Source organism: Plectonema radiosum NIES-515 (assembly GCF_025753815.1).
Lineage (GTDB): Bacteria > Cyanobacteriota > Cyanobacteriia > Cyanobacteriales > Nostocaceae > Hassallia > Hassallia radiosum_A.
Genome location: NZ_JAOWRF010000233.1, coordinates 9,128 through 29,876 on the forward strand (window position 1 = coordinate 9,128; position 20,749 = coordinate 29,876).

Annotated in this window: 28 protein-coding genes and 1 tRNA gene; 18 read left to right on the forward strand and 11 right to left on the reverse strand. The window is 41.3% G+C overall.

Going from position 1 to position 20,749, the window contains the following annotated elements; all coding sequences use genetic code 11:
- The 3 genes from OGM63_RS15875 to OGM63_RS15885 all read left to right on the forward strand — a co-directional run.
- Positions 1–535 (forward strand): tetratricopeptide repeat protein (locus tag OGM63_RS15875; RefSeq protein ID WP_263746558.1); only part of this gene is annotated, 535 nt, incomplete at its 5' end.
- A gap of 130 nt (positions 536–665) precedes the next feature.
- Positions 666–890 carry a hypothetical protein gene (locus OGM63_RS15880; RefSeq protein WP_263746559.1) on the forward strand — a complete coding sequence of 75 codons (225 nt, stop codon included), beginning with the start codon at positions 666–668 and terminating at the stop codon, positions 888–890.
- Between the two features lie 8 nt (positions 891–898).
- Positions 899–1,318: a PIN domain-containing protein gene (locus OGM63_RS15885; protein ID WP_263746560.1), complete on the forward strand. Its 420-nt coding sequence runs from the start codon at positions 899–901 to the stop codon at positions 1,316–1,318.
- A 112-nt stretch (positions 1,319–1,430) separates the two neighbouring features.
- Here OGM63_RS15885 and OGM63_RS15890 read toward each other — a convergent pair whose 3' ends face one another.
- On the reverse strand, positions 1,431–1,601 hold the full coding sequence (locus tag OGM63_RS15890; RefSeq protein WP_263746561.1) for a hypothetical protein: 171 nt from the start codon (positions 1,599–1,601) through the stop codon (positions 1,431–1,433).
- A gap of 55 nt (positions 1,602–1,656) precedes the next feature.
- Here OGM63_RS15890 and OGM63_RS15895 point away from each other — a divergent pair, with 55 nt between their 5' ends.
- From OGM63_RS15895 to OGM63_RS15935, 9 genes are all read left to right on the forward strand, one after another.
- The gene (locus tag OGM63_RS15895; protein WP_263746562.1) at positions 1,657–1,800 is read left to right on the forward strand and encodes a hypothetical protein; all 144 of its coding nucleotides are present in this window, start codon (positions 1,657–1,659) and stop codon (positions 1,798–1,800) included.
- 57 nt (positions 1,801–1,857) lie between these two features.
- The gene (locus tag OGM63_RS15900; RefSeq protein WP_263746563.1) at positions 1,858–2,034 is read left to right on the forward strand and encodes a hypothetical protein; all 177 of its coding nucleotides are present in this window, start codon (positions 1,858–1,860) and stop codon (positions 2,032–2,034) included.
- Positions 2,035–2,132: 98 nt separating this feature from the next.
- A complete protein-coding gene (locus tag OGM63_RS15905) occupies positions 2,133–2,522 on the forward strand; it encodes a DUF433 domain-containing protein (RefSeq protein WP_263746564.1) in 390 nt (129 codons plus the stop codon).
- Complete coding sequence (locus OGM63_RS15910) at positions 2,500–2,790, forward strand: DUF5615 family PIN-like protein (RefSeq protein WP_263746565.1); 291 nt, start codon at positions 2,500–2,502, stop codon at positions 2,788–2,790. Before OGM63_RS15905 ends, OGM63_RS15910 begins: the two co-directional genes overlap by 23 nt.
- Before the next feature lie 293 nt (positions 2,791–3,083).
- Positions 3,084–3,224, forward strand: coding sequence for a hypothetical protein (locus OGM63_RS15915; protein WP_263746566.1), 141 nt, complete (start codon positions 3,084–3,086; stop codon positions 3,222–3,224).
- Positions 3,225–3,527: 303 nt separating this feature from the next.
- Positions 3,528–4,214: a magnesium protoporphyrin IX methyltransferase gene (gene bchM, locus OGM63_RS15920; protein WP_263746567.1), complete on the forward strand. Its 687-nt coding sequence runs from the start codon at positions 3,528–3,530 to the stop codon at positions 4,212–4,214.
- An 82-nt stretch (positions 4,215–4,296) separates the two neighbouring features.
- Positions 4,297–4,680: a hypothetical protein gene (locus tag OGM63_RS15925; RefSeq protein WP_263746568.1), complete on the forward strand. Its 384-nt coding sequence runs from the start codon at positions 4,297–4,299 to the stop codon at positions 4,678–4,680.
- Between the two features lie 222 nt (positions 4,681–4,902).
- Positions 4,903–5,391, forward strand: a complete 489-nt coding sequence (locus OGM63_RS15930) for a hypothetical protein (protein WP_263746569.1) — start codon at positions 4,903–4,905, stop codon at positions 5,389–5,391.
- Positions 5,392–5,421: 30 nt separating this feature from the next.
- Positions 5,422–5,805, forward strand: a complete 384-nt coding sequence (locus OGM63_RS15935) for a DUF423 domain-containing protein (RefSeq protein WP_263746570.1) — start codon at positions 5,422–5,424, stop codon at positions 5,803–5,805.
- 80 nt (positions 5,806–5,885) lie between these two features.
- Here OGM63_RS15935 and OGM63_RS15940 read toward each other — a convergent pair whose 3' ends face one another.
- The 4 genes from OGM63_RS15940 to OGM63_RS15955 all read right to left on the reverse strand — a co-directional run bounded on the left by OGM63_RS15940 (position 5,886) and on the right by OGM63_RS15955 (position 8,875).
- Complete coding sequence (locus OGM63_RS15940) at positions 5,886–6,020, reverse strand: hypothetical protein (RefSeq protein WP_263746571.1); 135 nt, start codon at positions 6,018–6,020, stop codon at positions 5,886–5,888.
- Positions 6,021–6,149: 129 nt separating this feature from the next.
- Positions 6,150–7,514: a hemolysin family protein gene (locus OGM63_RS15945; protein ID WP_263746572.1), complete on the reverse strand. Its 1,365-nt coding sequence runs from the start codon at positions 7,512–7,514 to the stop codon at positions 6,150–6,152.
- Positions 7,515–7,727: 213 nt separating this feature from the next.
- A complete protein-coding gene (locus OGM63_RS15950; RefSeq protein WP_263746573.1) occupies positions 7,728–8,423 on the reverse strand; it encodes a hypothetical protein in 696 nt (231 codons plus the stop codon).
- A 146-nt stretch (positions 8,424–8,569) separates the two neighbouring features.
- Positions 8,570–8,875: a helix-turn-helix domain-containing protein gene (locus OGM63_RS15955; protein ID WP_263746574.1), complete on the reverse strand. Its 306-nt coding sequence runs from the start codon at positions 8,873–8,875 to the stop codon at positions 8,570–8,572.
- Positions 8,876–9,130: 255 nt separating this feature from the next.
- Between OGM63_RS15955 and OGM63_RS15960 the strand changes: the two genes are divergently transcribed.
- Positions 9,131–9,203 (forward strand) — tRNA-Ile (locus tag OGM63_RS15960).
- Between the two features lie 281 nt (positions 9,204–9,484).
- Here the strand turns inward: OGM63_RS15960 and OGM63_RS15965 are convergent.
- Complete coding sequence (locus OGM63_RS15965; RefSeq protein WP_263746575.1) at positions 9,485–9,916, reverse strand: hypothetical protein; 432 nt, start codon at positions 9,914–9,916, stop codon at positions 9,485–9,487.
- 102 nt (positions 9,917–10,018) lie between these two features.
- On the opposite strand from OGM63_RS15965, the gene pyrE reads away from it, so the two are divergent.
- The gene (gene pyrE, locus OGM63_RS15970) at positions 10,019–10,639 is read left to right on the forward strand and encodes an orotate phosphoribosyltransferase (RefSeq protein WP_263746576.1); all 621 of its coding nucleotides are present in this window, start codon (positions 10,019–10,021) and stop codon (positions 10,637–10,639) included.
- Between the two features lie 445 nt (positions 10,640–11,084).
- Positions 11,085–12,782, forward strand: coding sequence for a fasciclin domain-containing protein (locus OGM63_RS15975; protein WP_263746577.1), 1,698 nt, complete (start codon positions 11,085–11,087; stop codon positions 12,780–12,782).
- Between the two features lie 59 nt (positions 12,783–12,841).
- On the opposite strand, the gene OGM63_RS15980 is transcribed toward OGM63_RS15975, so the two are convergent.
- The gene (locus OGM63_RS15980; protein ID WP_263746578.1) at positions 12,842–13,801 is read right to left on the reverse strand and encodes an aldo/keto reductase; all 960 of its coding nucleotides are present in this window, start codon (positions 13,799–13,801) and stop codon (positions 12,842–12,844) included.
- A gap of 587 nt (positions 13,802–14,388) precedes the next feature.
- On the opposite strand from OGM63_RS15980, the gene OGM63_RS15985 reads away from it, so the two are divergent.
- Positions 14,389–14,979 (forward strand): DUF1802 family protein, encoded by a 591-nt coding sequence (locus tag OGM63_RS15985; RefSeq protein ID WP_263746579.1) that lies wholly within the window; start codon positions 14,389–14,391, stop codon positions 14,977–14,979.
- Between the two features lie 394 nt (positions 14,980–15,373).
- Positions 15,374–15,625 carry a hypothetical protein gene (locus OGM63_RS15990; RefSeq protein ID WP_263746580.1) on the forward strand — a complete coding sequence of 84 codons (252 nt, stop codon included), beginning with the start codon at positions 15,374–15,376 and terminating at the stop codon, positions 15,623–15,625.
- A gap of 71 nt (positions 15,626–15,696) precedes the next feature.
- Here the strand turns inward: OGM63_RS15990 and OGM63_RS15995 are convergent, their stop codons facing one another.
- On the reverse strand, positions 15,697–15,921 hold the full coding sequence (locus OGM63_RS15995) for a hypothetical protein (RefSeq protein WP_263746582.1): 225 nt from the start codon (positions 15,919–15,921) through the stop codon (positions 15,697–15,699).
- A 1,083-nt stretch (positions 15,922–17,004) separates the two neighbouring features.
- Between OGM63_RS15995 and OGM63_RS16000 the strand changes: the two genes are divergently transcribed.
- Positions 17,005–18,207 carry a DUF4336 domain-containing protein gene (locus OGM63_RS16000; RefSeq protein ID WP_263746583.1) on the forward strand — a complete coding sequence of 401 codons (1,203 nt, stop codon included), beginning with the start codon at positions 17,005–17,007 and terminating at the stop codon, positions 18,205–18,207.
- A 40-nt stretch (positions 18,208–18,247) separates the two neighbouring features.
- Here OGM63_RS16000 and OGM63_RS16005 read toward each other — a convergent pair whose 3' ends face one another.
- The 3 genes from OGM63_RS16005 to OGM63_RS16015 all read right to left on the reverse strand — a co-directional run bounded on the left by OGM63_RS16005 (position 18,248) and on the right by OGM63_RS16015 (position 20,614).
- The gene (locus OGM63_RS16005; protein ID WP_263746585.1) at positions 18,248–19,945 is read right to left on the reverse strand and encodes an RluA family pseudouridine synthase; all 1,698 of its coding nucleotides are present in this window, start codon (positions 19,943–19,945) and stop codon (positions 18,248–18,250) included.
- A gap of 63 nt (positions 19,946–20,008) precedes the next feature.
- Positions 20,009–20,146 carry a hypothetical protein gene (locus tag OGM63_RS16010; RefSeq protein WP_263746586.1) on the reverse strand — a complete coding sequence of 46 codons (138 nt, stop codon included), beginning with the start codon at positions 20,144–20,146 and terminating at the stop codon, positions 20,009–20,011.
- Between the two features lie 117 nt (positions 20,147–20,263).
- Complete coding sequence (locus OGM63_RS16015; protein ID WP_263746587.1) at positions 20,264–20,614, reverse strand: type II toxin-antitoxin system PemK/MazF family toxin; 351 nt, start codon at positions 20,612–20,614, stop codon at positions 20,264–20,266.
- Positions 20,615–20,749: the final 135 nt, after the last annotated feature.

Genomic DNA, 20,749 nt, shown 5'->3' on the forward strand with positions numbered 1-20,749 from the left:
CGAAGGTAAATCCTTAATGAATTTAGGTGTTGCTTACTACTCTCTAGAACAGTACCAACGGGCAATTGAGTTCCACCAGCAGTCTTTGGAAATATCTAGGGACATAGGCGATCGCAATGGCGAAGGTTCTTCCTTAATGGGTTTAGGTGTTGCTTACTACTCTCTAGAACAGTACCAACGGGCAATTGAGTTCCACCAGCAGTCTTTGGAAATATCTAGGGACATAGGCGATCGCAATGGCGAAGGTAAATCCTTAAACAATTTAGGTCTTGCTTACAAGTCCCTGGGACAGTACCAACGGGCAATTGAGTTCTACCAACAGTCTTTGGAAATCAAGAGGGAGATTGGTGATATTCGAGGGGAAGCAAACACCTGGTATAACTTAGGTTTGTCATTAGAAAACCTCAACCGAGAATCAGACGCGCTGGGTGCTTATCGCAATGCCCGTGAACTATTTCAGGCAATGGGACTTGATGCTAATGTGCAAGATTGCAACAATGCGATTGAGCGTCTTTCTCAACCACAAAGCCTGTAATCTCCCATCGTGCGTTTTGGGGGTGGTTGCGTCAGTTGTGGCGTTGGGTACGCGCTTGGTTTAGGCGGTAAACAAAATTCATTCACTTATAATAAATCTAAGCTGTTAATTTGCAACTCCTTAATCACTTATGCAAAAACTAGAAATAGAACTTGATGAAGAAACACTTGCAAAAATCAACCAATTGGCACAAACCAATAATTGCCAAGTATCAGATTTAATTAAAGCAATGATCGATCATCTTACTCAACCAGAAGTTCTTAATGATTCATTTATTGGCAAATGGGCTAATGATTCTGAACTAGTTGATGAAATGGTTGTAGATATTTTCAAACACAGGAATTATAGAGACTAAAGTTCGTTGTGAGAAAATCTTTAATTGATACAGATATTTTATCAGAGATTCGCAAAGGTAAAAATCCTAAAATCAATGCTAAATCTATTACTTATAGAGCTATATGGCAACAGTACACAATTTCGGTAATTACTGTTTCTGAAATCATCAAGGGATGGAGGAAAATAAATCGCAATGACCGCATTCAAGAATTTTTGGCAGATTTATCTCAATTAGAAATTTTGCATTTAGACCAAAGCTGTGCAGAAATTTCAGGACTGATTCAGGCAGATTTAGAAAAAGCAGGACAATCAATTGGATTAGCAGATGTCTTAATAGCTTCTATAGCGATCAAAAATAATTTAGTTTTAGTAACGGGTAATACTAAACATTATCAAAATATCCAAGCATTAGGATATCCTTTAGTAATCGATAATTGGCGAGAATGAAAATTTTTGTTTGATGTTCATAATGAACGAGATTCAAGACTTACACAAACAAGCAATGGATTTTGCAGAAATGGCACAGGTATCAAGATAATCATTGACACTAATCTTTGGATTAGCTTTTTGATTGGTAAGGAATTGAAAGAATTAAAAAAATATTTATAAAACCACGCGATCGCTCTTGTCGATTCCCATCTAATGATACACTCATCACCTGACCCAACAGCGATCGCAGGGGTGAAGCTAATACGTGGTTTAACCAGGGTGGAATATTAGTAGATGTCAATCATCAATCAGACACGCTGGGTGCTTATCGCAATGCCCGTGAACTGTATCAGAAAATGGGATTTGATGCTAATGTGCAAGATTGCAACAATGCAATTGAGCGTCTTTCTCAACCACAAATGCCTGTAGTCCCCCGTCGTAGGTTTTGGGGGTGGTTGCGTCGGTTCTGGCGTTGGGTACGCGCTTGGTTTAGGCGGTAAAATAAGGTGTAGAAATAGTAATGAACGTAAATTTAAGACAGAAGAATATTTGACACTATGTTACAACATACCTATCAACTACCCTTGACATTTGAGCAAATTCTTACCCTAGTTAAACAACTTTCTGATTCAGAAAAGTTGTTACTTAGCAAAGAGCTAGAAAAAGAAACCTTAAATAACAAGTTAACGCAGTTACTAGAAGTATTTCAAACTGATGAATTATCTCTAGAGTAAATTACAGAGGAAGTAGAAATCGTCCGTTCTCAAATTTATGCCAGAAAACAAAGCAATCAAGATCATCATTATTTTTGGGAAATCATAGTTTCAAATTTATGAACAGCAAAACCATAGATATAGGTCAAGCTATATCTAAAGATATTGCAGAGTATTTCAACTTTCTCTCTCCTGGAGATATTAGACTGAAAAATTCAAGAATAGGAATTGAAACAATTCTTTATGAATACATCGATTGTGGACGCTCTCCAGAGGAAATTGCCCAAACATATAAGTCAATTTCCTTAGAACAAGTATATGCGACTATTCTTTACTATTTGCAAAACAAAGAAATTGTCAGTGTTTACATGAATAACTGGCTAGAACATGGTCATAGAATGAGAGAAGAACAGCGACTTAATCCCCCACCAGTATCAGAAAAACTCCGCCAACTCCGAACTGCAAGACAAGCCAAAAAACAAATACATGACGCTGAGATATCTGATTGATGAAAATGTCAATCCTCTATATCCAAATCAAATTAAACTAAAAGAACGTGAAATTTTTATCCAGGTAGTAGGAGAACCAGAAACACCACCGAAAGGAACACTCGATCCAGAAATTATATGTTGGTATGAGGAAAATAATTTTATATTAGTGACAAACAACCGCACTTCCATGCCAGTACATTTAGCTGATCGTATTGCTGTGAATCGTCACATACCAGGAATTTTTATTCTAAATCCGAATTTAAGTGTTGGTGAAAATATAGAATAATTAATATTAGTTGCTTTAGCTTCAGAAGATGGTGAATATCAAGACCGCATAGTTTATTTACCTTTGCCATAATATTAATATTCATAACAAAAGCGCACTTTGCATCGGGAGCATCCCAGTTTTGCAAAAAGCCCACAGGCTATAAGCCTTGGGCTATACAAACGAAGCCCACCTTCGTGGGCTAAGAGTTCTTCTAGCCCACGAAGGTGGGCTTGGTTCTTCTAGCCGCACCCTTCTAGGGTGTCGGGTAAAATATTTGTTCAAAAGTGGGATGCTCCCCTTTGCATCTTTGTATGAAACTCTATCACAAAAAACTTGTGAAAGCGATCGCTCTTATCGGTTCGCATCAATGCTCGATAGATACAGTTATCGACTGCCGCAAAAGCGATCGCGCAGAGGGAGATATTATCCCACGCAAACTTCAAAACCGTTGATTTTCCTCTTAGCCCACCTCCGTGGGCTTCGTTCGTATAGCCAAGCCACTGCGTTGGGCGGCTCTGCCGACTTGTTCGCGCAGCGTCTCCCCTTGGGAGAAGCATGTGGCGTGCGACTTCCAGTCGCTAGGGCTGCAATATCTGAACCGTTGATTTTCCTCTTAGCCCACGGAGGTGGGCTTCGTTCGTATAGCCGCGACTTCTAGTCGTTAGGGCAGTTGAGTATAGAAAAATTTAAAAGAGCGTTCTTGACGGTTGTTATTAATGATATTTTTAAGCATTGGGAACCCATGAAAATTCAACATGAATGCAACCGACGATAAAACAATTGTTAAAAATTATTTCAATTCCACAGGCTTCGATCGCTGGAGACGTATTTATGGTGATGGCGAAGTCAACAAAATTCAGCTAGACATCCGCAACGGACATCAGCAAACCGTCGATACAGTCCTTAGCTGGTTAAAAGCTGATAACAATTTAGCCGAAATATCAATCTGCGATGCTGGATGTGGTGTGGGTAGTCTTAGCATCCCCCTAGCGGCAGATAATGCGAAAGTTTATGCCAGCGATATTTCTGACAAAATGGTGGGTGAAGCGAAAGATAGAGCTTTAGAAACTTTAGGACAAAAAGAAAATCCGACTTTCGCGGTTCAAGATTTAGAAGCCTTGAGTGGTAGTTATCATACCGTCATTTGCTTGGATGTTCTCATCCACTATCCCCAAGAAAAAGCAGACGAGATGATTTCGCATTTATCTTCATTAGCACAGTCGCGGGTAATTCTCAGCTTTGCGCCGAAAACCTTCGCTTTGAGTATACTAAAAAAAATCGGCAGCTTTTTCCCAGGACCGAGTAAAGCAACTCGTGCTTACTTGCATCGTGAGGTTGATGTGGTGAAAATACTAGAAAAAAACGGCTACTTCGTCGAAAGACAGTCAATGACTCGGACTCGCTTTTACTTTTCGCGAATATTGGAAGCTACGCGTAAGTGAGGTTAAGATTGCGGCAAGATAACTTTTATATTTTGCCGCAATTATGAACTTCCTTACCAAAGTAACTGCTGGGTTCTTGCTTATGAGCGGATTTATCTGTTTGATGGTCAGTGCTTCTGCCTTATCGGAGTTACCAGATAAAGACCAGAATACCTTAGAACAGGAAGACGCGACAGATACTTTTGTTGGAGGAATAGCCCTCGGTGTGCCATTAGTAGCAGGGGGAGGATACATGCTTTGGGGATTGCGTAGAAGAAATGAAAAATTGTTACGCGATCGCCTCGATTCTACTTTTTATCAAATGCTGAAAGCCGATAATGGTAGAATTACCATCTTACAGTTAGCGATGGAAGCACAACTATCTGGGGAACAAGCCAAGCAATACCTGGATCAAAAAGCTAAAGAATTTAATGCTACTTTTGAAGCCAGTGATCAAGGCAACATTAGTTACCTGTTTCATCTTTGATATTATGTCCACGCTCATTAATAGTAATAAAAATGCTGCAACGGTCGTAAAGACGTGACGACGGAACGTCTCGACAATATGTGCGCTCTGCCAGACATGACATGAGATGTCATTTTTATTTCCTAGTCCAAGCTCCCCAGTCCCTAGTCGCTGCTTTCTTAGTGGAACATGTAGGCAAGTGAGGCTAGAATCACAAACAAAGTTCATCTTTCAAGTGGAACTATGAAGACAGCAGGAAAATTAGCTTCTGGGTGGCTGCTTACACTCGGATTTATGTTTATGACGCTATCAGCCTCAGCACTCTTTAACAAAATCGCTATAGAGAAAGCATCTCGGCGATTACCCGTAGATTTTGAGGAGCAAGAATTTGTAGCTCAAAATACTACCTATCCTGATAATAATACTGTTGTAGGCGGTTTAGTTTTTGGCGTTCCTACTTTAATTTTGGGGGGATGGCTAGCATTTGGATTGTACCGTGAAAGTCAGCAAGAGAAAAAAATGATTAATCAACAGGTGAGCGATCGCTTGCAATCTCTTTTTTATCAAATGCTGACTGAAAATAATGGTCGCGTCACCGTTTTAAGCTTTGCAATGCAGTCACAGCTACCAGCTGCGGTTGCCAGAGAATATTTAGATGAAAAAGCGCAAGAATTTCATGCTAACTTTAAAGTAAGCGAGGATGGGGCAATCTCTTATCATTTTGATGTTTAAACCTTAAGAGAGCGAAAATGGGATAACTCCATGACGCAAATTTTTTTGAGTATAGGTGCTATTTTAGGCGGTTTGTCGGTTGCAAGTGGTGCGTTTGCTTCTCATGCATTGCGGGATAAAATTAGCGATCGCTCGCTGGAAATTTTTGAAACCGCCGCTCGTTACCAAATGTACCACGCTCTGGCATTATTGTTAGTAGCACTATTGTTGAGCATTTACCAACAATCGGAGCCACCGATTTTATTAGCGAGTGGGTGGCTGTTCGTCATTGGGATTGGTTTGTTCTCAGGTAGCTTATATGCTCTGTCGTTAACAAATGTAAAAATATTGGGAGCGATCGCACCACTCGGAGGTGCAGCTTTGATTGCTGGTTGGGGTGCTTTGGCTTTTGCCGCTTGGAATTTAAAGGATTAAATAAAGTTAGGAGTTATAAGTTAGGAGTTAGGAATTAAGAACTGCTAACTTATAACTCTTAACTTATAACTAAACTTTACTTATGGTGTTGCATAATTGAAGTATAAATTCGAGTTTGCGCCTGCAAGCTTGAGGCGATCGCGTGATTGAATTATCAAGGAATACACCAAAGCTTCATTCGGTGAAAGTAAACTTGGTTTTGTGTGCACAGACATAACCAATAGACAACCTATTTGAAAATGAATGTAGAGACGTAGCACAGAATCGTCTCTACAAGGGGTTCAGATAACGCATCATTAAATTCGGTCGATGTCTAATAGACATCGACCCTGCATGAGTGCTCCCTATCCCCCCCTCTCCCCCTCCTCTTCCAAGCGTCGCACTTGGATTTGGTGCAGGCGTGGTCCGGTGACTGAAATGACAGTAAACTCGAAATTGTCATAATTGAAGGTTTCCCCCATAGAAGGAATTTTTTGCAATTGGTAGAGTACAAAGCCACCCAATGTCTGATATTTTTTAGTTAAAGGCAAATTGATGTGCAAGACTTCGTTAAAGTCTTCTAAGTTGATTTGTGCTTGCACCAAATATGTCTGTTCATCTAACATCTTGATTAACAAGTCGTCGCTAGTTTCGGCTTCGCTTGCGTCGCCGATAATTTTGGCTATAACATCTTGAATCGTTACTAGTCCCACAGTACCGCCAAATTCATTCACGACGATCGCCATTGCTGGTTTCTCTTGCTGCATCCGGGGCAATAATTCACTTAATGGGGTATGTTCTGGGACAAACCGTGCTGGACGCATCCAAGGCTGGATATGTGTCTGTAATGTCAGCTTGTTAATCGCTAAAGGTTCTGCCAAATCTTTAAAATAAATAATGCCACGAATATCGTCTAAAGATTCGCCGATGACAGGATAGCGAGAGTGACCAGTCGCTACCATTACAGTAAGCAATCTACTGAAGGTGGCATCTTTGGGCAAAGCGATAATGCTGGTGCGGGGAACCATCACCAATTGTGCTGTTACATCACCAAATTCAAACACATTATTAAGCAATTCTCGCTCCGAAAGCTGCAAACCAGTAGATTCTCGTTCTGTAGAGATAATCAGTTGCAGTTCTTTTGAGGTAACAGGTGGTAGCCAGCTTTGTCCTGTATACTGAATGCCAGACAATCGCATGATGGCGCGAGTTGATTGGTTGAGAATCCAGATAAAGGGGCTGAAAAATCGGACGATCGCTTTGACTGAAGGTCCCAAAAACCGCGCTAGCTGTTCTGAGTAGAGCATGGCGATGGATTTGGGACATAGTTCCCCTAAAATAATTTGTAGATAAGCAATTAAGAAAAAAGCTATGGGGATTGATAGGGAATGAGCGATAAAAACACTCGTCCGCATAGGTAAAGGCAATGATTCCAGCCATGAACCTACTAACCCGACAATTGTACTTTCGCCAATCCAACCCAAAGCCAAGCTAGACAAAGTAATGCCTAACTGAGTAGTGGATAGCAATCTATCTATACTACGTTGTAATATTTCCACAGCGATCGCCTGAATATCACCAGCCTCGACTAGTTGCTGAATACGCGATCGCCTCACTGTCACCATCGAAAACTCGGCTGTTACAAAAAAAGCATTGATGGCTATCAGCAGCAGCACTGACAACAATCGCAGCCCCACATCTGTCAAACTTAAACTAGGAAAACCAATCACCGCCAAAGTCCGTGTACAACTGACGCTCCTATGAAAGATAATCTTGAGATTAGGGATTGTTAGTGCTTAGTTGTTGATTGTTTACGACCAAACTGGCGATTGGGGACTGGAAAGAAAACAATTCAAAAAAACAACTTTGAATTAACTATATCCCCTTGTCTCCCCAGTCAAGAGTCCCTAGCTCCTAATCCCTAATCTAAGCGTCCTCAATCCCTATCTCTCGACAGGAATATTTGGCACTTCCAGTTTCAATTTTTGATCGGGATAATCAGTCAAGGCAAGTGAGATACGCTTCACATCATCAAGCAAAGGGGTAGGAATACTTACTGTACCAGAAAATGTCGGTCCATTTCCAGGCAATTCTGCTGGCAAGCCTTCGGTGCTAGCGCTTAAAGTCCGCCCTTTGTCATCAGTAACATCTAAAAAACTGTATAAAAAACGCACAGAATCGGCACCTTTATTCTGCATTTTTACGCGAAGTAGCAAATCACCGCCAGAGTAGCGAGCAGATTGTACAGAAATCGTTACTTTCTCGCTTTCAGCAGTAATTGGAAATCCAGCTTGGGGTTTTTCTTCGGCTTGAGTCGGTGTTTCCTGAGGTTTTGGCTTACTGGTATTTTCTTCGTCCTCGTCATCAGACTTTTTCGCTTTCGCAGCCTTGCTCTTACCCTCAATCCGGGATTTAACAATTTTGAGGATTTCTTCCTCTCTTAATAATGTTACCGCTTGATGTTGGGCGCTGTTTGCCTTAGTGCTGGCGAATTTGGTTGTGGGACGACCATCTGGGGTTGTCACACCCTTAAGTGCGGAACTCCCCAAAGTAAAGCCCCAAAACGCGCTTACAGAACCTGCTCCCAACATTAGGGTTAATAAAATCAACGTCAGAAATACAGTGGAATTTAATTTCATCGCTCTCGAAGCTATTGCCGCTATATTAATCTAAAAGTATTGAAGCTCTGTACTTCAATTTCTAAAAGACTTAATCAATATTAGTCTGCCCTATTTCTGTGTCAAATGATGTAGTGTGAAGTACCCTAAGTTCCGCTATGCTTCACTTAATTATTGTTTGGCAATTCTCCTAACTTCTTGAAAAATCGCGTAAATGCAGACTCTAAATCTTTCAGTGTTTGTTGTAGTGATTGGGAGTTAACTTCTTTGAGCCATTCAAATTCAGATTTTAAACTAATCAATAACTTTGCCCACTCCTTGTAACGCAGGGATTTTTTCGACTCAGCGTCAACATCCGTGGTCACTCTCAAAAAGTAATTGTAGACAAACCTAGAACAGCCAAAACACTTTGCCAAAAATGCTGACTGCTCATTATTCGCATAGATTCTCAATTTGTCAGCTTTGTTTCCCATTAGGTAGATTCTACAACACTTATCTAATTCAGGTCAATTAGTTAAGTGTTCTAAACTTTGCCCTGTCTTTCATCCCCAAGCTCCACTTTGTTTTGCATGGGGTCTTCCCGACAGGATGATAAAATCTGCTAAACTATTGTAGAGAGTTCACAGGCTGTGAACTCATGCTAAAATCAAGTCGTGAGATTGCAACAAAACGCTAAAATTAGCAATAGGGTTGAACTAATAACTCATAGCAATCCCAAACTTAAATAAGCGCCTTTGGCCGATTGGGGAGGCAGCGAGCTCATAATTCGCTTTCAGACTGGTTCGATTCCAGTAGGGCGCATCCAATCATGATAAATTTAGCATTGCATAACCCTGGGATCAATCCTAGAGACGTTTTGGATCAATCCTAGAGACGTTTTGGATCAATCCTAGAGACGTTTTGGATCAATCCTAGAGACGTTTTGGATCAATCCTAGAGACGTTCGGTCCGGAACGTCTCTACAATACGTTTAATTTTTGACACATATCACAAAATTATCCCGAAAATATATAATGCCAAAAATTTTGGACTTTGGTCAATAGTCATGAAAATCATGACTATTGATTTAGCGTAGCGGCATTTTACCGAGGTGGTACAGTCTCAAACCTAAATTCAGTGCCGGTTTTGAGCTTGTTGGAGTTTAAGCGAGGAGACATCATTAAGGATGTATTATAAGGATTGGGTAAATCTGGCGTGCGAATATATGGATCGTTGCCAACTTGCTGATTGAGAACGTCGCGATAGACAACGTTAACCAACTCAGCATCACGCGCTATTTCGCTTTCTGGAAAGGAATTGCGGAACAACGAACCCGATCCAACCAACCAGTCTATTTGTCGCCTAAAAGTGTTGTTACCGTAGAAATTGCGATCGTTTTTAAAGAAAGCTCGATCAAATACTTCATTTGGTGATTCATAATTAGCTGTCCCCTTGTCATCGGCAAAAGCTGGGATGCTAATGCTCGCAGCTAGCAGCACTAATAAACCGCCAACAGCTTTAAATTTTATACCCATATTTATGACTCCTCAATATGATGGGCGAATCTTAACTTATGCTTAATTTGAGAACTTTGATGAGTTCAACCTTTGGTGTAGCACAACTTTTAATGTTTTGTGATGAATTATCAAGCTGAAAATCTTTCCCCGTCTGACTTGTGGGCATCTACTGCCGATTTTAATATTCTGCACCAACAGTTGCTAGATTTATTTTGCCGACTTGCCTATCAAGAAGGAGATTTTATACTTTCTTCTGGGCAACCGAGTTCTTATTACATCAATGGTAAGCAGGTAACACTTAATCCTCAAGGTGCTTTAGCGATTGGTCGCATTCTTCTATCACGACTACCAGAAAACACGCAAGCTGTCGCCGGTTTGACATTAGGTGCAGATCCAATTGTCACAGCAGTGAGTGTGGTTTCTGCGTATGAAAATCGACCAATACCCGCTTTAATTATTCGCAAAGAAGCTAAAGGACACGGCACAAAAGCATATATTGAAGGTCCGACTTTGCCAGAGAATGCAACAGTAGTGGTTTTAGAAGATGTTGTGACTACAGGGCGATCGGCAATGAAAGCAGTTGAACGACTTAGAGAGGCAGGTTATACCGTAGGTCTAGTAATTTCACTGATAGATCGTTTACAGGGTGGTACTGAGTTTTATCAGTCGGTGGGGTTGAAGTTTCAGACGGTGTTTACAATTGAGGATATTCAGCAAAGGTATCATCAGCTTGCTGATTAAGGTGCAAGAGTGGTCTTCTAAGCGAGCATCTCATATCATGTCAGGTTTATTACCTACCGTCGTAGAGACGTTCCGGACCGAACGTCTCTACGACGGTAGGTAGGTTTTTATTACAGTTAATTAAACGGATATGATATCACACTGTTTCTCTGCGACTCTCCGATCTGGCGTGAGGCAATAAAATCTTTAACAGCACCGAAAATAGCCAAGAATAGCATCTAAAATCTAATTTTTGCCGGATTAAAATCCTAGCTTGGGATAGATTTTTTCTAGTTGATAAAGAGCTATTACATAAATGGTGGTTGAAATTAACTTTCATCAGTAAAAAGTTTTAGTTCTGATGATTCTCTAGGTTGATGACAACGATCTGATTGTGGCACTAACCTATAAAGTCTCAATCTGAATATTACCCAAACTTAGCCTGATTTTATTAAGGTGTAGATTTATGTTTAGTTTATTTCGTTGGTCATTAGCAAAAACGGCTTTCTTCGCTATCAGTATAATAACCGCAACAATTACGCCGATAACAATAAGCGCGATCGCGGAAGCTCAAACTACCCCAACCGAAACTCCAACTCAAACCCCAGCCCAAACTCAAACAACCACAAGCTTTAGTGATGTATCATCTGATTACTGGGCGAATCCATTTATTCAAGCTTTAGCTCAAAGAAACGTAATCAGCGGCTTTACTGATGGTACATTCAAGCCGGATCAACCTGTTACCCGCGCTCAATTTGCAGCGATGATTCAAAAAGCTTTTAATCAAACTCCGAAGCGACAGTTAAGCCAAGGTGCATTTAGAGATGTTCCAGCTAACTACTGGGCTGCTTCGGCAATTCAGGAAGCTTACGAAACCGGATTTCTGTCAGGGTATCCGAATAACTTGTTTTTGCCAAATCAGCAAATTCCTAAAGTTCAAGCGATCGTTGCATTGACAAACGGTTTGGGTTTAAATGCTGGGGATACTACAACAAATGTGTTGAGTACCTACTATTCAGATGCGGCAGAAATTCCAGCTTACGCTGTTAATAATGTCGGTGCCGCAACTCAAGCTAACTTAGTTGTCAACTATCCAGAGTTGAAAGTATTGAATCCGAAAATGTCTCTGACTCGTGCAGAAGCAGCAGCACTTTTATATCAAGCTTTAGTCAGACAGGGACAATTACAACCTCTTGCCAGTAACTTTCCGGCAGCTAACTATATTGTAGCCGGAAGCGCCAACGGCACTCAAACAAGTACAAGCACAACGACAACCACAACAGGAAATACAACCAACACTGCGACCACAACATCTAGCAATATCGTAGCTTTTGCTGGTTCTACTAGTTCTTTTTCAACTCTGACTACTGCACTCAAAGCAGCAGGTTTAACAGAAACTTTACAAGGAAAAGGTCCCTATACAGTCTTCGCACCTACTGATGAGGCATTTGCAGCTTTACCTCAAGAGACTTTGCAAAAGTTACTGCAACCGCGCAATAAAGAAACGTTAAAACGGATTTTGACATACCACGTCGTCAACGGTCAAGTAACTTCGGCGGGAGAAGTTAGAACCCTTGCAAACAAATCTGTAAATGTTCAACTCGATAGTGCTAACAATCAAATTACAGTCAACAATACTAGAGTAATCCAGCCGATTCAAACGAGCAACGGTGTGATTTACGCGATTAACCAAGTTCTGATCCCACCCGATGTTAATATCAGTCAGCTAAACAATGAAGTTTCCCCCGGTAGAGCTACTCGTGGTGGTTCCAGCTACGTTGGGGTTGCTGGAAATATTGGTCTTGGTGGTGATTCAGCTTTGAGCGAACCTAACTTTGCGGTAATTAGCAAACTCGGACTGACACGCAACTTCTCAGTACGACCCTCAGCGGTGTTCGGTGATGATACAATTATTCTAGTTCCTATCACTTTAGACTTTGCACCTAGAACAGCAGATGCGGCAGGACGAACATTTGGGATATCTCCTTATGTAGGTGCTGGAGTTGCGATTGAAACTAGCAACGATGCTGATGTTGGTTTATTGCTGACTGGTGGTATAGATGTTCCTTTAGGTTCTCGCTTTACGGCAACAGGTGCGGTGAATGCAGCTTTTCTCGACCAAACTGATGTCGGATTGCAGTTAGGAGTTGGTTTTAACTTTTAAGTACGTAGTAAGCACGAAGAGTGCTTGAAAGAAAGCGCTCTTCGCGCTTACTACATTTCCTACCAATTCCACATAAGTGAGTTGTCGTCTAAACGATCGGTGACAATGCGTCCGATCGCATCGATTTCTTGAAGTTCATCTTCAGAGAGTTTCACGTCAGCAGCTTTGGCATTAGCGATCGCTTGAGAGGAGTGTCGGGCACCTGCGATCGCATTAGCTTGGGGTTGAGAAATTAACCACGATAGTGCTAACTGAGCTAAAGTACAATTGTGGCGTAAGGCGATCGCACGCAATTTATCTAAAGCTTGTTGAGCGCGTTGATAATTTTCCCCTTGAAATAGTTTATTTTTCGCACGATTATCTTGGGGGTCAAATTTATGATCTGCCCCAAATTTACCTGTTAATAATCCCTGGGCTAAAGGTGAATAAGCAATGATAGATATATTGTTTTCTACACAATATGGCATTGCGTCTTTTTCTACTTGTCGCCAAAATAAAGAATAAGGCGGTTGTAAACTATCAATGCGTCCATATTTGCTGGCTTCTTGCAATTGAGTGCCGGAAAAGTTGGAAACACCAATAGCGCGAATTTTACCTTGTTCTTTCAGATGATTGAGGGCTTTCATTGTTTCCTCAATCGGGACATTTTCGCTATGAAATGAGCCTGAGGGCCAATGAATTTGGTAAAGATCAATATAATCTGTTTTCAGATTTTTTAAAGAGCGATCGCAAGCTTCAATCACTAAATCATATTTGAGATGGTTGGCAAAAACTTTTGTCGCATATTCGACGCGATCGCGTACATCTGATAAAGCTTCAGCCACAATTTGTTCTGAATGTCCTTCACCATATACCTCAGCAGTGTCAAATGTGGTAATACCCGCTTCAAACGCTCCTTTTATGGCTTTAATTGAGTCAGCATCCTCAATTCCTACCCACATTTTTTTTCCCGCTTGCCAAGTTCCCATCAAGATGGGTGTGATTTGCACGTCCGATGTCCCTAAACGTCGCTTTTCCATATTTTATTGACTGATAAGGCTTTTTTTCTTTTATGCATATGTTCTCATTTTATTTCATACTTGTAAAGTAAAAAAACTATTCTATCTGCTAAATTATTCCTCTAGACTTAGATAAAGCGGTTCAGCCTTTATCAGATTTAATTAATTACGTCAGTTTCTCACCGGGGCGTTTTATTTTGCAGTCCGGAAAAGTGAAGAATATCTCTAAATATATTTAGATATATTCTTTGTTTATGCGGTAATTTTGCTTTAGTTATATTTAGAAGTAAGGGACAGCAGAAGTCAAATTAATTTGTAGTTGGTAACACATCTTTTTTTCGTGTCTTGATAGTTTTATTACTTATTCAGATATAGATTTTGAAAAAAATGTTATGATGTTAATCTGCTAATTTTTCCATAGACAACAGAAATAAATGGAGCCTTGGCAGAATTATTGATTAAGTTCTCTATCATTTGCGACTATGTTGATTTTCTATTGTTAACTAGGAATGCTTCTTGACTCGCGGCTACACACACGTCTACACCTAGCAGCGAGAGTAAACCTACTATAACTATTAGTCTTTCGATTAAAACATTAGTAAGTATTTATGCCAAAAACTACAATCCATGCTCTCAAAGAATGGGCAGTTGCCGTCAAGGCCTTAGAACAGGGCGAGACTATTATGCTACTACGTAAAGGCGGCATTCATGAACAAGGTGGACGTTTCCGAGTTGCCCATGAAGAGATTTTGCTCTACCCAACTTATGAACATCAACAGTCTTTTCTGCTGAAAGCTGACTATGCCTCATATGTACAGCCAGTGACATCTGGTTGGCATCCAGAAACAGTGCCAATCGGCAGTTGGGCAGAAATTACTGATATTTTACCAGTTAGTGACGAGTCAATTGTCAAAGCATTACTGCCATTTTACATCTGGAATGAGTATTTTATTAGCGATCGCCTGATATGGAAAGCGCGTCAACCACTTTACATTCTGCTGCTGCGGACTTACAAATTAGCCAAAGTGCAAGAAATTCCCTATTGCCAAGAATACAAAGGCTGTAAATCATGGATTGATTTGGCACAGACAATTAACTTGCAACCCGCTGAACCAGCATTATCTGACTTTGCCTACAAGCAGTTAGTAGCAGAAATTCGCGGCATTGTTGGTGACAAGTTGTATGCTCCATCGTTTTGACATCATGTGGAAATAGGGGATATCTAAGTGGTGAAGCGCGATTTCGCCACTACTTCTGGGGAGCAAAATCAAGGTTGGGACACTGACAATATTGTTTGCAGGTTAAATTTTGTTAAGAAATAGTAGCTTCTAATACATACAAATAGCGAAAACCGCAGATAAAATTAGAGAAATCTTACCCTTGGAAAAATCCTAGGTGAAGATTTTTGTTATAGCTGTTTTCTTTGCAGCTTCGGGATGCCAGGGATCTATGCTTCATAACATAGATTAGTCGAAGCATTTAACTCGACATGCGACCACAAAACTAGGCAAAGAAAAATTACCCCACAAGGGTGAGGTAAAACTTGACATAAGTCTGTCATTATGCATTTAAAGAAAATACGAGGAGTTTGCCATGCATCGACAAATGTGCTGGTTATCTAAGTTTGGCGGTGATGGAGAGAAAATGTTACATTTGCAGACCGCACCTAATCAACCGTGGCGTCCTTACACAGCTTTTCCGCAATATGCAGTAGCGGATTATAAAATACAAGGCGGTTCTTTGGGTTGGGCAACTTATCAAAAGCTTTTGAAAGCAGGCTGGACTCTGGTAGATAGCGCACGGGCAAACGAGTTTAGCAGTTACTCGGCTGAAGTTAAAAGTTAGGAGTCATACCGTTTTACTTTCAGGTTGAGACAAATGACGGCAGGGGGCAGGGGAAAAGAGAATGATTTGTATCACAGATGAGCGTGAAATGTTGTAACCCCACCGACTTGCGAGGGAATTTTTAACCAACTCTTCGGCTGCGTCTGCGATCGCACGTCCCTCTTGAGGTGTTGAAAAATCGCTTTGAAGCCAATACCCACCACCAGGGCAAACTGAATGAGATTTACCAGTGTCTTAACGGGAGTCTCATGACTCAGTAAGAATTTATGGTGTTGCTGAATTGGGCTTAAATTCATCCCCCAGAGTCGCGCACGGGCACGGTAGAGGGGGCATTGGGAAGAGGGTTTTCGCTCCTCGTTGCCCTATGCCCAAGAGGGCTTCTGACGATTCCTGCCATCCCAGCTGCCCTGGGATGGCAGGAATGGCTGTCTTCTGTGAATTTTGTAGAAGCAATTCATTAATTGTTTCAAAGAGGGCTAAATCGCAATGGTGAAAATGAATAGACATCTCCGGAGTCATACGTAGAGACGTAGCACTTGGTAGTCTAATCAAGGGTTTCGGGCAACGCATAATTAATTTATACCAGACGTCTAATAGACATCTCCGGAAAACAATGTAGAGACGCGAAATTTCGCGTCTCTTGGGGTTTGGATAACGCATATTTAATTTTCGGAGATGTCTAATGTAGAGACTATTCTGTGCTACGTCTCTTGGGGTTTGGATAACGCATATTTAATTTTCAAATAGGTTGTCTACTGCACAGATGCACCTATGTCTCATGCAACCTCTGCACTTGCCTATTTGCGTTGATACGATCAAAGGAAGAAATTAAGAAACAAGAGTGTGGTCTAAATACATGAAAATTGCTGTAATCAAACGGACACTCGTATTTACGATATATTCTCAGCCAATAATCGAGCATCCGTAGTTTCAAGGGAGGGTTGGAAGCCGGAACAGTTTTAGTACTTATGTACGATGCGTAAGTCCTATAATAGACATCTCCGGAGTCATACGTAGAGACGTAGCACTTGGTAGTCTAATCAAGGGTTTCGGGCAACGCATAATTAATTTATACCAGACGTCTAATGGATATTCAGATGTGGAATACCGAGAGATATTATCGTATGCCAAAGCTTTTTAGGAAAAAATACAAGACTGATTTAATAGACATCGACCGAATTTAATTATGCGTTGCCCGAACCCCAAGAGACGTAGCACTTGGTAGTCTCTACGTATGACTATGGAGACGTCCAATACACTAATACGATAAAACTTATTTGTTTACTTGGCAATTATTAACACAAAAATCTGCTAAACTCCAACTTTTAGAGATTAAATGAAAATAGTCTGAGTATTGGAAATTTGCAAGGGGTCGCAAAGTGGCTGATGATGATGATGTAAACGCACAAGAGATTGATCCGAGAGACTTTTCATGGTCTTTCTGGTTCACTTTGCCAATTTACCCATATGGTAGACGACGGACAATTCGCAAGGAAGTAGTTAAAGACACAATTTGGACTTTTGACCAGCTTCAGGGGATTTTCTATGTTGTTGTGCCGATTCGGATGACTGTTGTTAAGCTTAATGAAGGTGGTTTGCTCGTTTATGCACCGATCGCACCCACACCAGAATGTATCCGGCTAGTTAAAGAGTTGGTGACACACCACGGCGATATTAAGTATATCATTTTGCCAACTATTTCTGGACTAGAACACAAAGTTTTTGTCGGTCCGTTTGCAAGATGCTTTGGGAATGCAGAGGTATTTGTGGCTCCACAGCAGTGGAGTTTCCCTGTAAATCTGCCACTAAGTTGGCTGGGTTTGCCTTCTAAACGTACTTCATTACTTCCAGAAGACAGCAGTACAACCCCGTTTGCGAAGGATTTTGATTATGCGATACTCGGTCCGATTTATTTGGGAGTGGGTAAGTTTGCCGAAGTTGCATTTTTCCACAAGAAAACGCATACTGTTCTTGTCACTGATTCAGTTATTTCAGTACCAGAAGATCCGCCGGCGATCCTACAATTAGATTCATATCCTCTGCTGTTTCATGCTAGAGACAAGGCAACTGATATCGTTGCCGACAATCAGCTAAACCGTCGTAAAGGATGGCAGCGTATCTCTTTATTTGCTTTATATTTTCAACCTGCCGTGCTGGAAGTACCTGCATGGAGTGAAGTGTTTCGCAACGCTTTCAAAGCACCGGAACGCTCAAAGAAAGCTTATTTCGGGTTGTTTCCCTTTCAATGGAAAGAAAATTGGAAGCAGTCTTTTGATGCACTACGTGGAGATGGTCGTTTATTTGTCGCACCAATTTTACAGACTCTCATTCTCAATCGCGCACCCCAAGAAACTATCGAATGGGCTGATAAGATTGCTAGCTGGGACTTTCAGGAAATTATCCCCTGTCATTTTGATGCCCCCATTAAAGCACAGCCGTATCAGTTTAGACAAGCTTTCTCGTTTTTAGAAAAGCAGTGTAGTAGTTCTCTTTTGCCGGAGGAGGACTTTATATTACTGAAGAAAATCGATGCAGGTTTACATAAGAGTGGTATAACACCACCAGCAAAGGATAGGGTTTAGAAGCTTTTTTGAGGGCTGAAGCCCTCACTACGAAATATCCTTAAAAGGGGGTATGTGTTTGTAAATGCACAGTTTGTCTCGTTTGCGGATGCTGAAAGCGAAGTTCTCTTGCGTGCAGATATAATCGATTGACAACAGCATTGCATCCATAAAGGCGATCGCCTAATATTGTCATCCCAAGTCCTCTAACATCGGCAGCGTGGACTCTCAGTTGATGGGTGCGTCCAGTTATTGGTATAAATTCTACACGGGTGTAGTCTTTTTCTCTCGCAATTACCTGGAAGTGAGTTAAGCTGAATTTACCGCATTCATCGACTTGCTGATAAGGACGATTTTGTAAATCTGCGGATAATGGTAGTTGAATTACACCTTCATCAATTGTCAGTAAACCGGAAAGTAGAGCTTCATAAACTTTGTGAATTTGGCGTTGCTGAAATTGCTGGCTGAGTTGACGATGAGAAGAGCGATCGCGTGCCAGCAAAAGTATACCAGATGTTTCTTGATCCAAACGATGCACAGATGTTAACGTATCACCATCAGGTAACAAATTACGCAAGCGAGTCACAACACTATCTTGGCGATCGCGATAACGACCAGGTACTGAAAGCAGTCCTGGAGGTTTATTTACCGCAATTAGCCATTCGTCTTCATAAACAATCGGTAATACCTCTCCCCTACCCCTCTCCTGCAAGGAGAGGGGATAAATTTCTCCCCCTGACCTAGCTCTTAAGGGGGTAGGGGGGTTAGGTCTTAATCCTGACAGCAAAAACCCCATCAATGGCTGACACCGTTCCAGACAAGCACCGTAAAATTCTCCCTGGATTTTGTCCTGATTCACCGAGGATGCACCCCACCAAAACTCAGCCATTGCCAGGGGTTTGAGGTTATGTGTTGCCGCATAGTGCAGCAACTTGGGAGCGCAACAATCTCCCGTTCCAGTGGGTAAGTTATGTGGTATTAATTGCTGCAAACATTTTGATTGACCTAGAAAATTTACTAGGGTGTAAGCTGCGTGCATCTGCGTTTGAAGTTGGCGGGAAAGTTGTTTGCGCTGTTGTTTCAGTTCGCGAATCTGTATGTCTGCGGTTTCAATTATCGACTTCAGCGGGTGCAATGCTTCATCTTGTTGACGTTTAAATCGTCGTCGTTCAATTTTCTGCTGACGACTTTCTTCATCGAGTTGTTCAAGGGCAATTATTAAAGCTTCTCCAGTTAGGGTTTCGCAGAGTATCTGACGTTTTTCGTGTCGTTGCTGTTTATAATTTTGATGGCGATCGCTCAAAGAAACCAACTTAATATCAAACTCGCTTTTAAGCGTTTCGTATTGCTGCCTTTGGGGAAGTTGCTTTAAAGTTATAATTTCCTGCTTTATTGCTTCCAATTCAGCCAATGTGCGAGCTTCTTCTAAAGCTACTTCATCACGTCCCGAAATTGGCGGAACCCAGCCCTCAACTATGCTGTTACCATTGAGAAGACCGGAGAAAGCTTTTATGACCCGTTGTTCGCCTAATGGTAGTTCTACTAGCAATATTCCATACATCTTACCTTCACCACAGTGTAAGTCATTTTGGGCAAGATGTTGCATTAAATTATGTGCGATCGCTTCTACCAAAGAAGTGCGTGGTAGTCTGAGTAGTTCGCCACCTTCAGGAGAGCGCCCTTGATAATAATAACTTGGAGATGAGTTACTGACTGTATAATTGTCAATGAAATCTGAAAGCTGATGAAGAAATACCATTGAGCGATCGCAGTCAACACAACCATTAGATTTAATTGTGCCATAATCGGCGATCGCGATCGCCTAACCTCTGATTAATCGCGATCGTTCAGCAGCGATTTTTCTCACCGTCAGAGCGATCGCATTAGACATCTCCAGAAAACAATGTAGAGACGCGAAATTTCGCGTCTCTACAAGGGTTGTGGACAACGCATAGTTCATTTTCGGAGATATCTATTAGACAACCTATTTGAAAAAGAATCTAACGTTAAATTTAACCTCTCTACAAGGGTTTTGGGCAACGCATAGTTCATTTCTGGAGATGTCTATTTGAGTTATTCAAACTTGACCAGGCAAATCCAACGCAATTAACAAAGCTTCATTTAATAAAATCATTGTTTCATCACTAAGCACTCCTCGTAAACCCCAAAAGCGAGTTTTGGATAATACCCGTACCTGATCTGCCATTGCGATAGAGTCGTTGGTTAATCCTCCGTCTGGCGTTTGAATTAATACCTGAGTGGGATAAACTCGTTTACCAGCTTTATAAGTAGTGCAAGGAACAGCCAAAACCACAGGACTATAAGCAGCGATCGCATCTCGGCTTACTATAATCACAGGGCGAGTTCCACCTTGTTCAGAACCTTCAACAGGTTCAAGTCGAGCATCATAAACTTCTCCCCTCCTCATATTGGGGATTCTGCTATATAAAACCTAGACAAAGCTAGACTTTACTTTCTACTTCAACGGGAGCATGGGAGCGGTTATCCCTCAGTAGACTTAAACGCTGTAGCCCAACGCCATCAATAAAATGCTTAAGATTTT

What these genes read in the sequence shown, in the direction of transcription:
- OGM63_RS15880 (WP_263746559.1), top strand. Translation starts at nt 666, where the DNA reads ATGCAAAAACTAGAAATAGAACTTGATGAAGAAACACTTGCAAAAATC.
- OGM63_RS15895 (WP_263746562.1), top strand. Translation starts at nt 1,657, where the DNA reads ATGGGATTTGATGCTAATGTGCAAGATTGCAACAATGCAATTGAGCGT.
- OGM63_RS15900 (WP_263746563.1), top strand. Translation starts at nt 1,858, where the DNA reads ATGTTACAACATACCTATCAACTACCCTTGACATTTGAGCAAATTCTT.
- OGM63_RS15905 (WP_263746564.1), top strand. Translation starts at nt 2,133, where the DNA reads ATGAACAGCAAAACCATAGATATAGGTCAAGCTATATCTAAAGATATT.
- OGM63_RS15910 (WP_263746565.1), top strand. Translation starts at nt 2,500, where the DNA reads ATGACGCTGAGATATCTGATTGATGAAAATGTCAATCCTCTATATCCA.
- OGM63_RS15915 (WP_263746566.1), top strand. Translation starts at nt 3,084, where the DNA reads ATGAAACTCTATCACAAAAAACTTGTGAAAGCGATCGCTCTTATCGGT.
- bchM (WP_263746567.1), top strand. Translation starts at nt 3,528, where the DNA reads ATGAATGCAACCGACGATAAAACAATTGTTAAAAATTATTTCAATTCC.
- OGM63_RS15925 (WP_263746568.1), top strand. Translation starts at nt 4,297, where the DNA reads ATGAGCGGATTTATCTGTTTGATGGTCAGTGCTTCTGCCTTATCGGAG.
- OGM63_RS15930 (WP_263746569.1), top strand. Translation starts at nt 4,903, where the DNA reads ATGAAGACAGCAGGAAAATTAGCTTCTGGGTGGCTGCTTACACTCGGA.
- OGM63_RS15935 (WP_263746570.1), top strand. Translation starts at nt 5,422, where the DNA reads ATGACGCAAATTTTTTTGAGTATAGGTGCTATTTTAGGCGGTTTGTCG.
- OGM63_RS15940 (WP_263746571.1), bottom strand. Translation starts at nt 6,020, where the DNA reads ATGTCTGTGCACACAAAACCAAGTTTACTTTCACCGAATGAAGCTTTG.
- OGM63_RS15950 (WP_263746573.1), bottom strand. Translation starts at nt 8,423, where the DNA reads ATGAAATTAAATTCCACTGTATTTCTGACGTTGATTTTATTAACCCTA.
- OGM63_RS15955 (WP_263746574.1), bottom strand. Translation starts at nt 8,875, where the DNA reads ATGGGAAACAAAGCTGACAAATTGAGAATCTATGCGAATAATGAGCAG.
- OGM63_RS15965 (WP_263746575.1), bottom strand. Translation starts at nt 9,916, where the DNA reads ATGGGTATAAAATTTAAAGCTGTTGGCGGTTTATTAGTGCTGCTAGCT.
- pyrE (WP_263746576.1), top strand. Translation starts at nt 10,019, where the DNA reads ATGAATTATCAAGCTGAAAATCTTTCCCCGTCTGACTTGTGGGCATCT.
- OGM63_RS15975 (WP_263746577.1), top strand. Translation starts at nt 11,085, where the DNA reads ATGTTTAGTTTATTTCGTTGGTCATTAGCAAAAACGGCTTTCTTCGCT.
- OGM63_RS15980 (WP_263746578.1), bottom strand. Translation starts at nt 13,801, where the DNA reads ATGGAAAAGCGACGTTTAGGGACATCGGACGTGCAAATCACACCCATC.
- OGM63_RS15985 (WP_263746579.1), top strand. Translation starts at nt 14,389, where the DNA reads ATGCCAAAAACTACAATCCATGCTCTCAAAGAATGGGCAGTTGCCGTC.
- OGM63_RS15990 (WP_263746580.1), top strand. Translation starts at nt 15,374, where the DNA reads ATGCATCGACAAATGTGCTGGTTATCTAAGTTTGGCGGTGATGGAGAG.
- OGM63_RS15995 (WP_263746582.1), bottom strand. Translation starts at nt 15,921, where the DNA reads ATGAATTTAAGCCCAATTCAGCAACACCATAAATTCTTACTGAGTCAT.
- OGM63_RS16005 (WP_263746585.1), bottom strand. Translation starts at nt 19,945, where the DNA reads ATGGTATTTCTTCATCAGCTTTCAGATTTCATTGACAATTATACAGTC.
- OGM63_RS16010 (WP_263746586.1), bottom strand. Translation starts at nt 20,146, where the DNA reads ATGAACTATGCGTTGTCCACAACCCTTGTAGAGACGCGAAATTTCGCG.
- OGM63_RS16015 (WP_263746587.1), bottom strand. Translation starts at nt 20,614, where the DNA reads ATGAGGAGGGGAGAAGTTTATGATGCTCGACTTGAACCTGTTGAAGGT.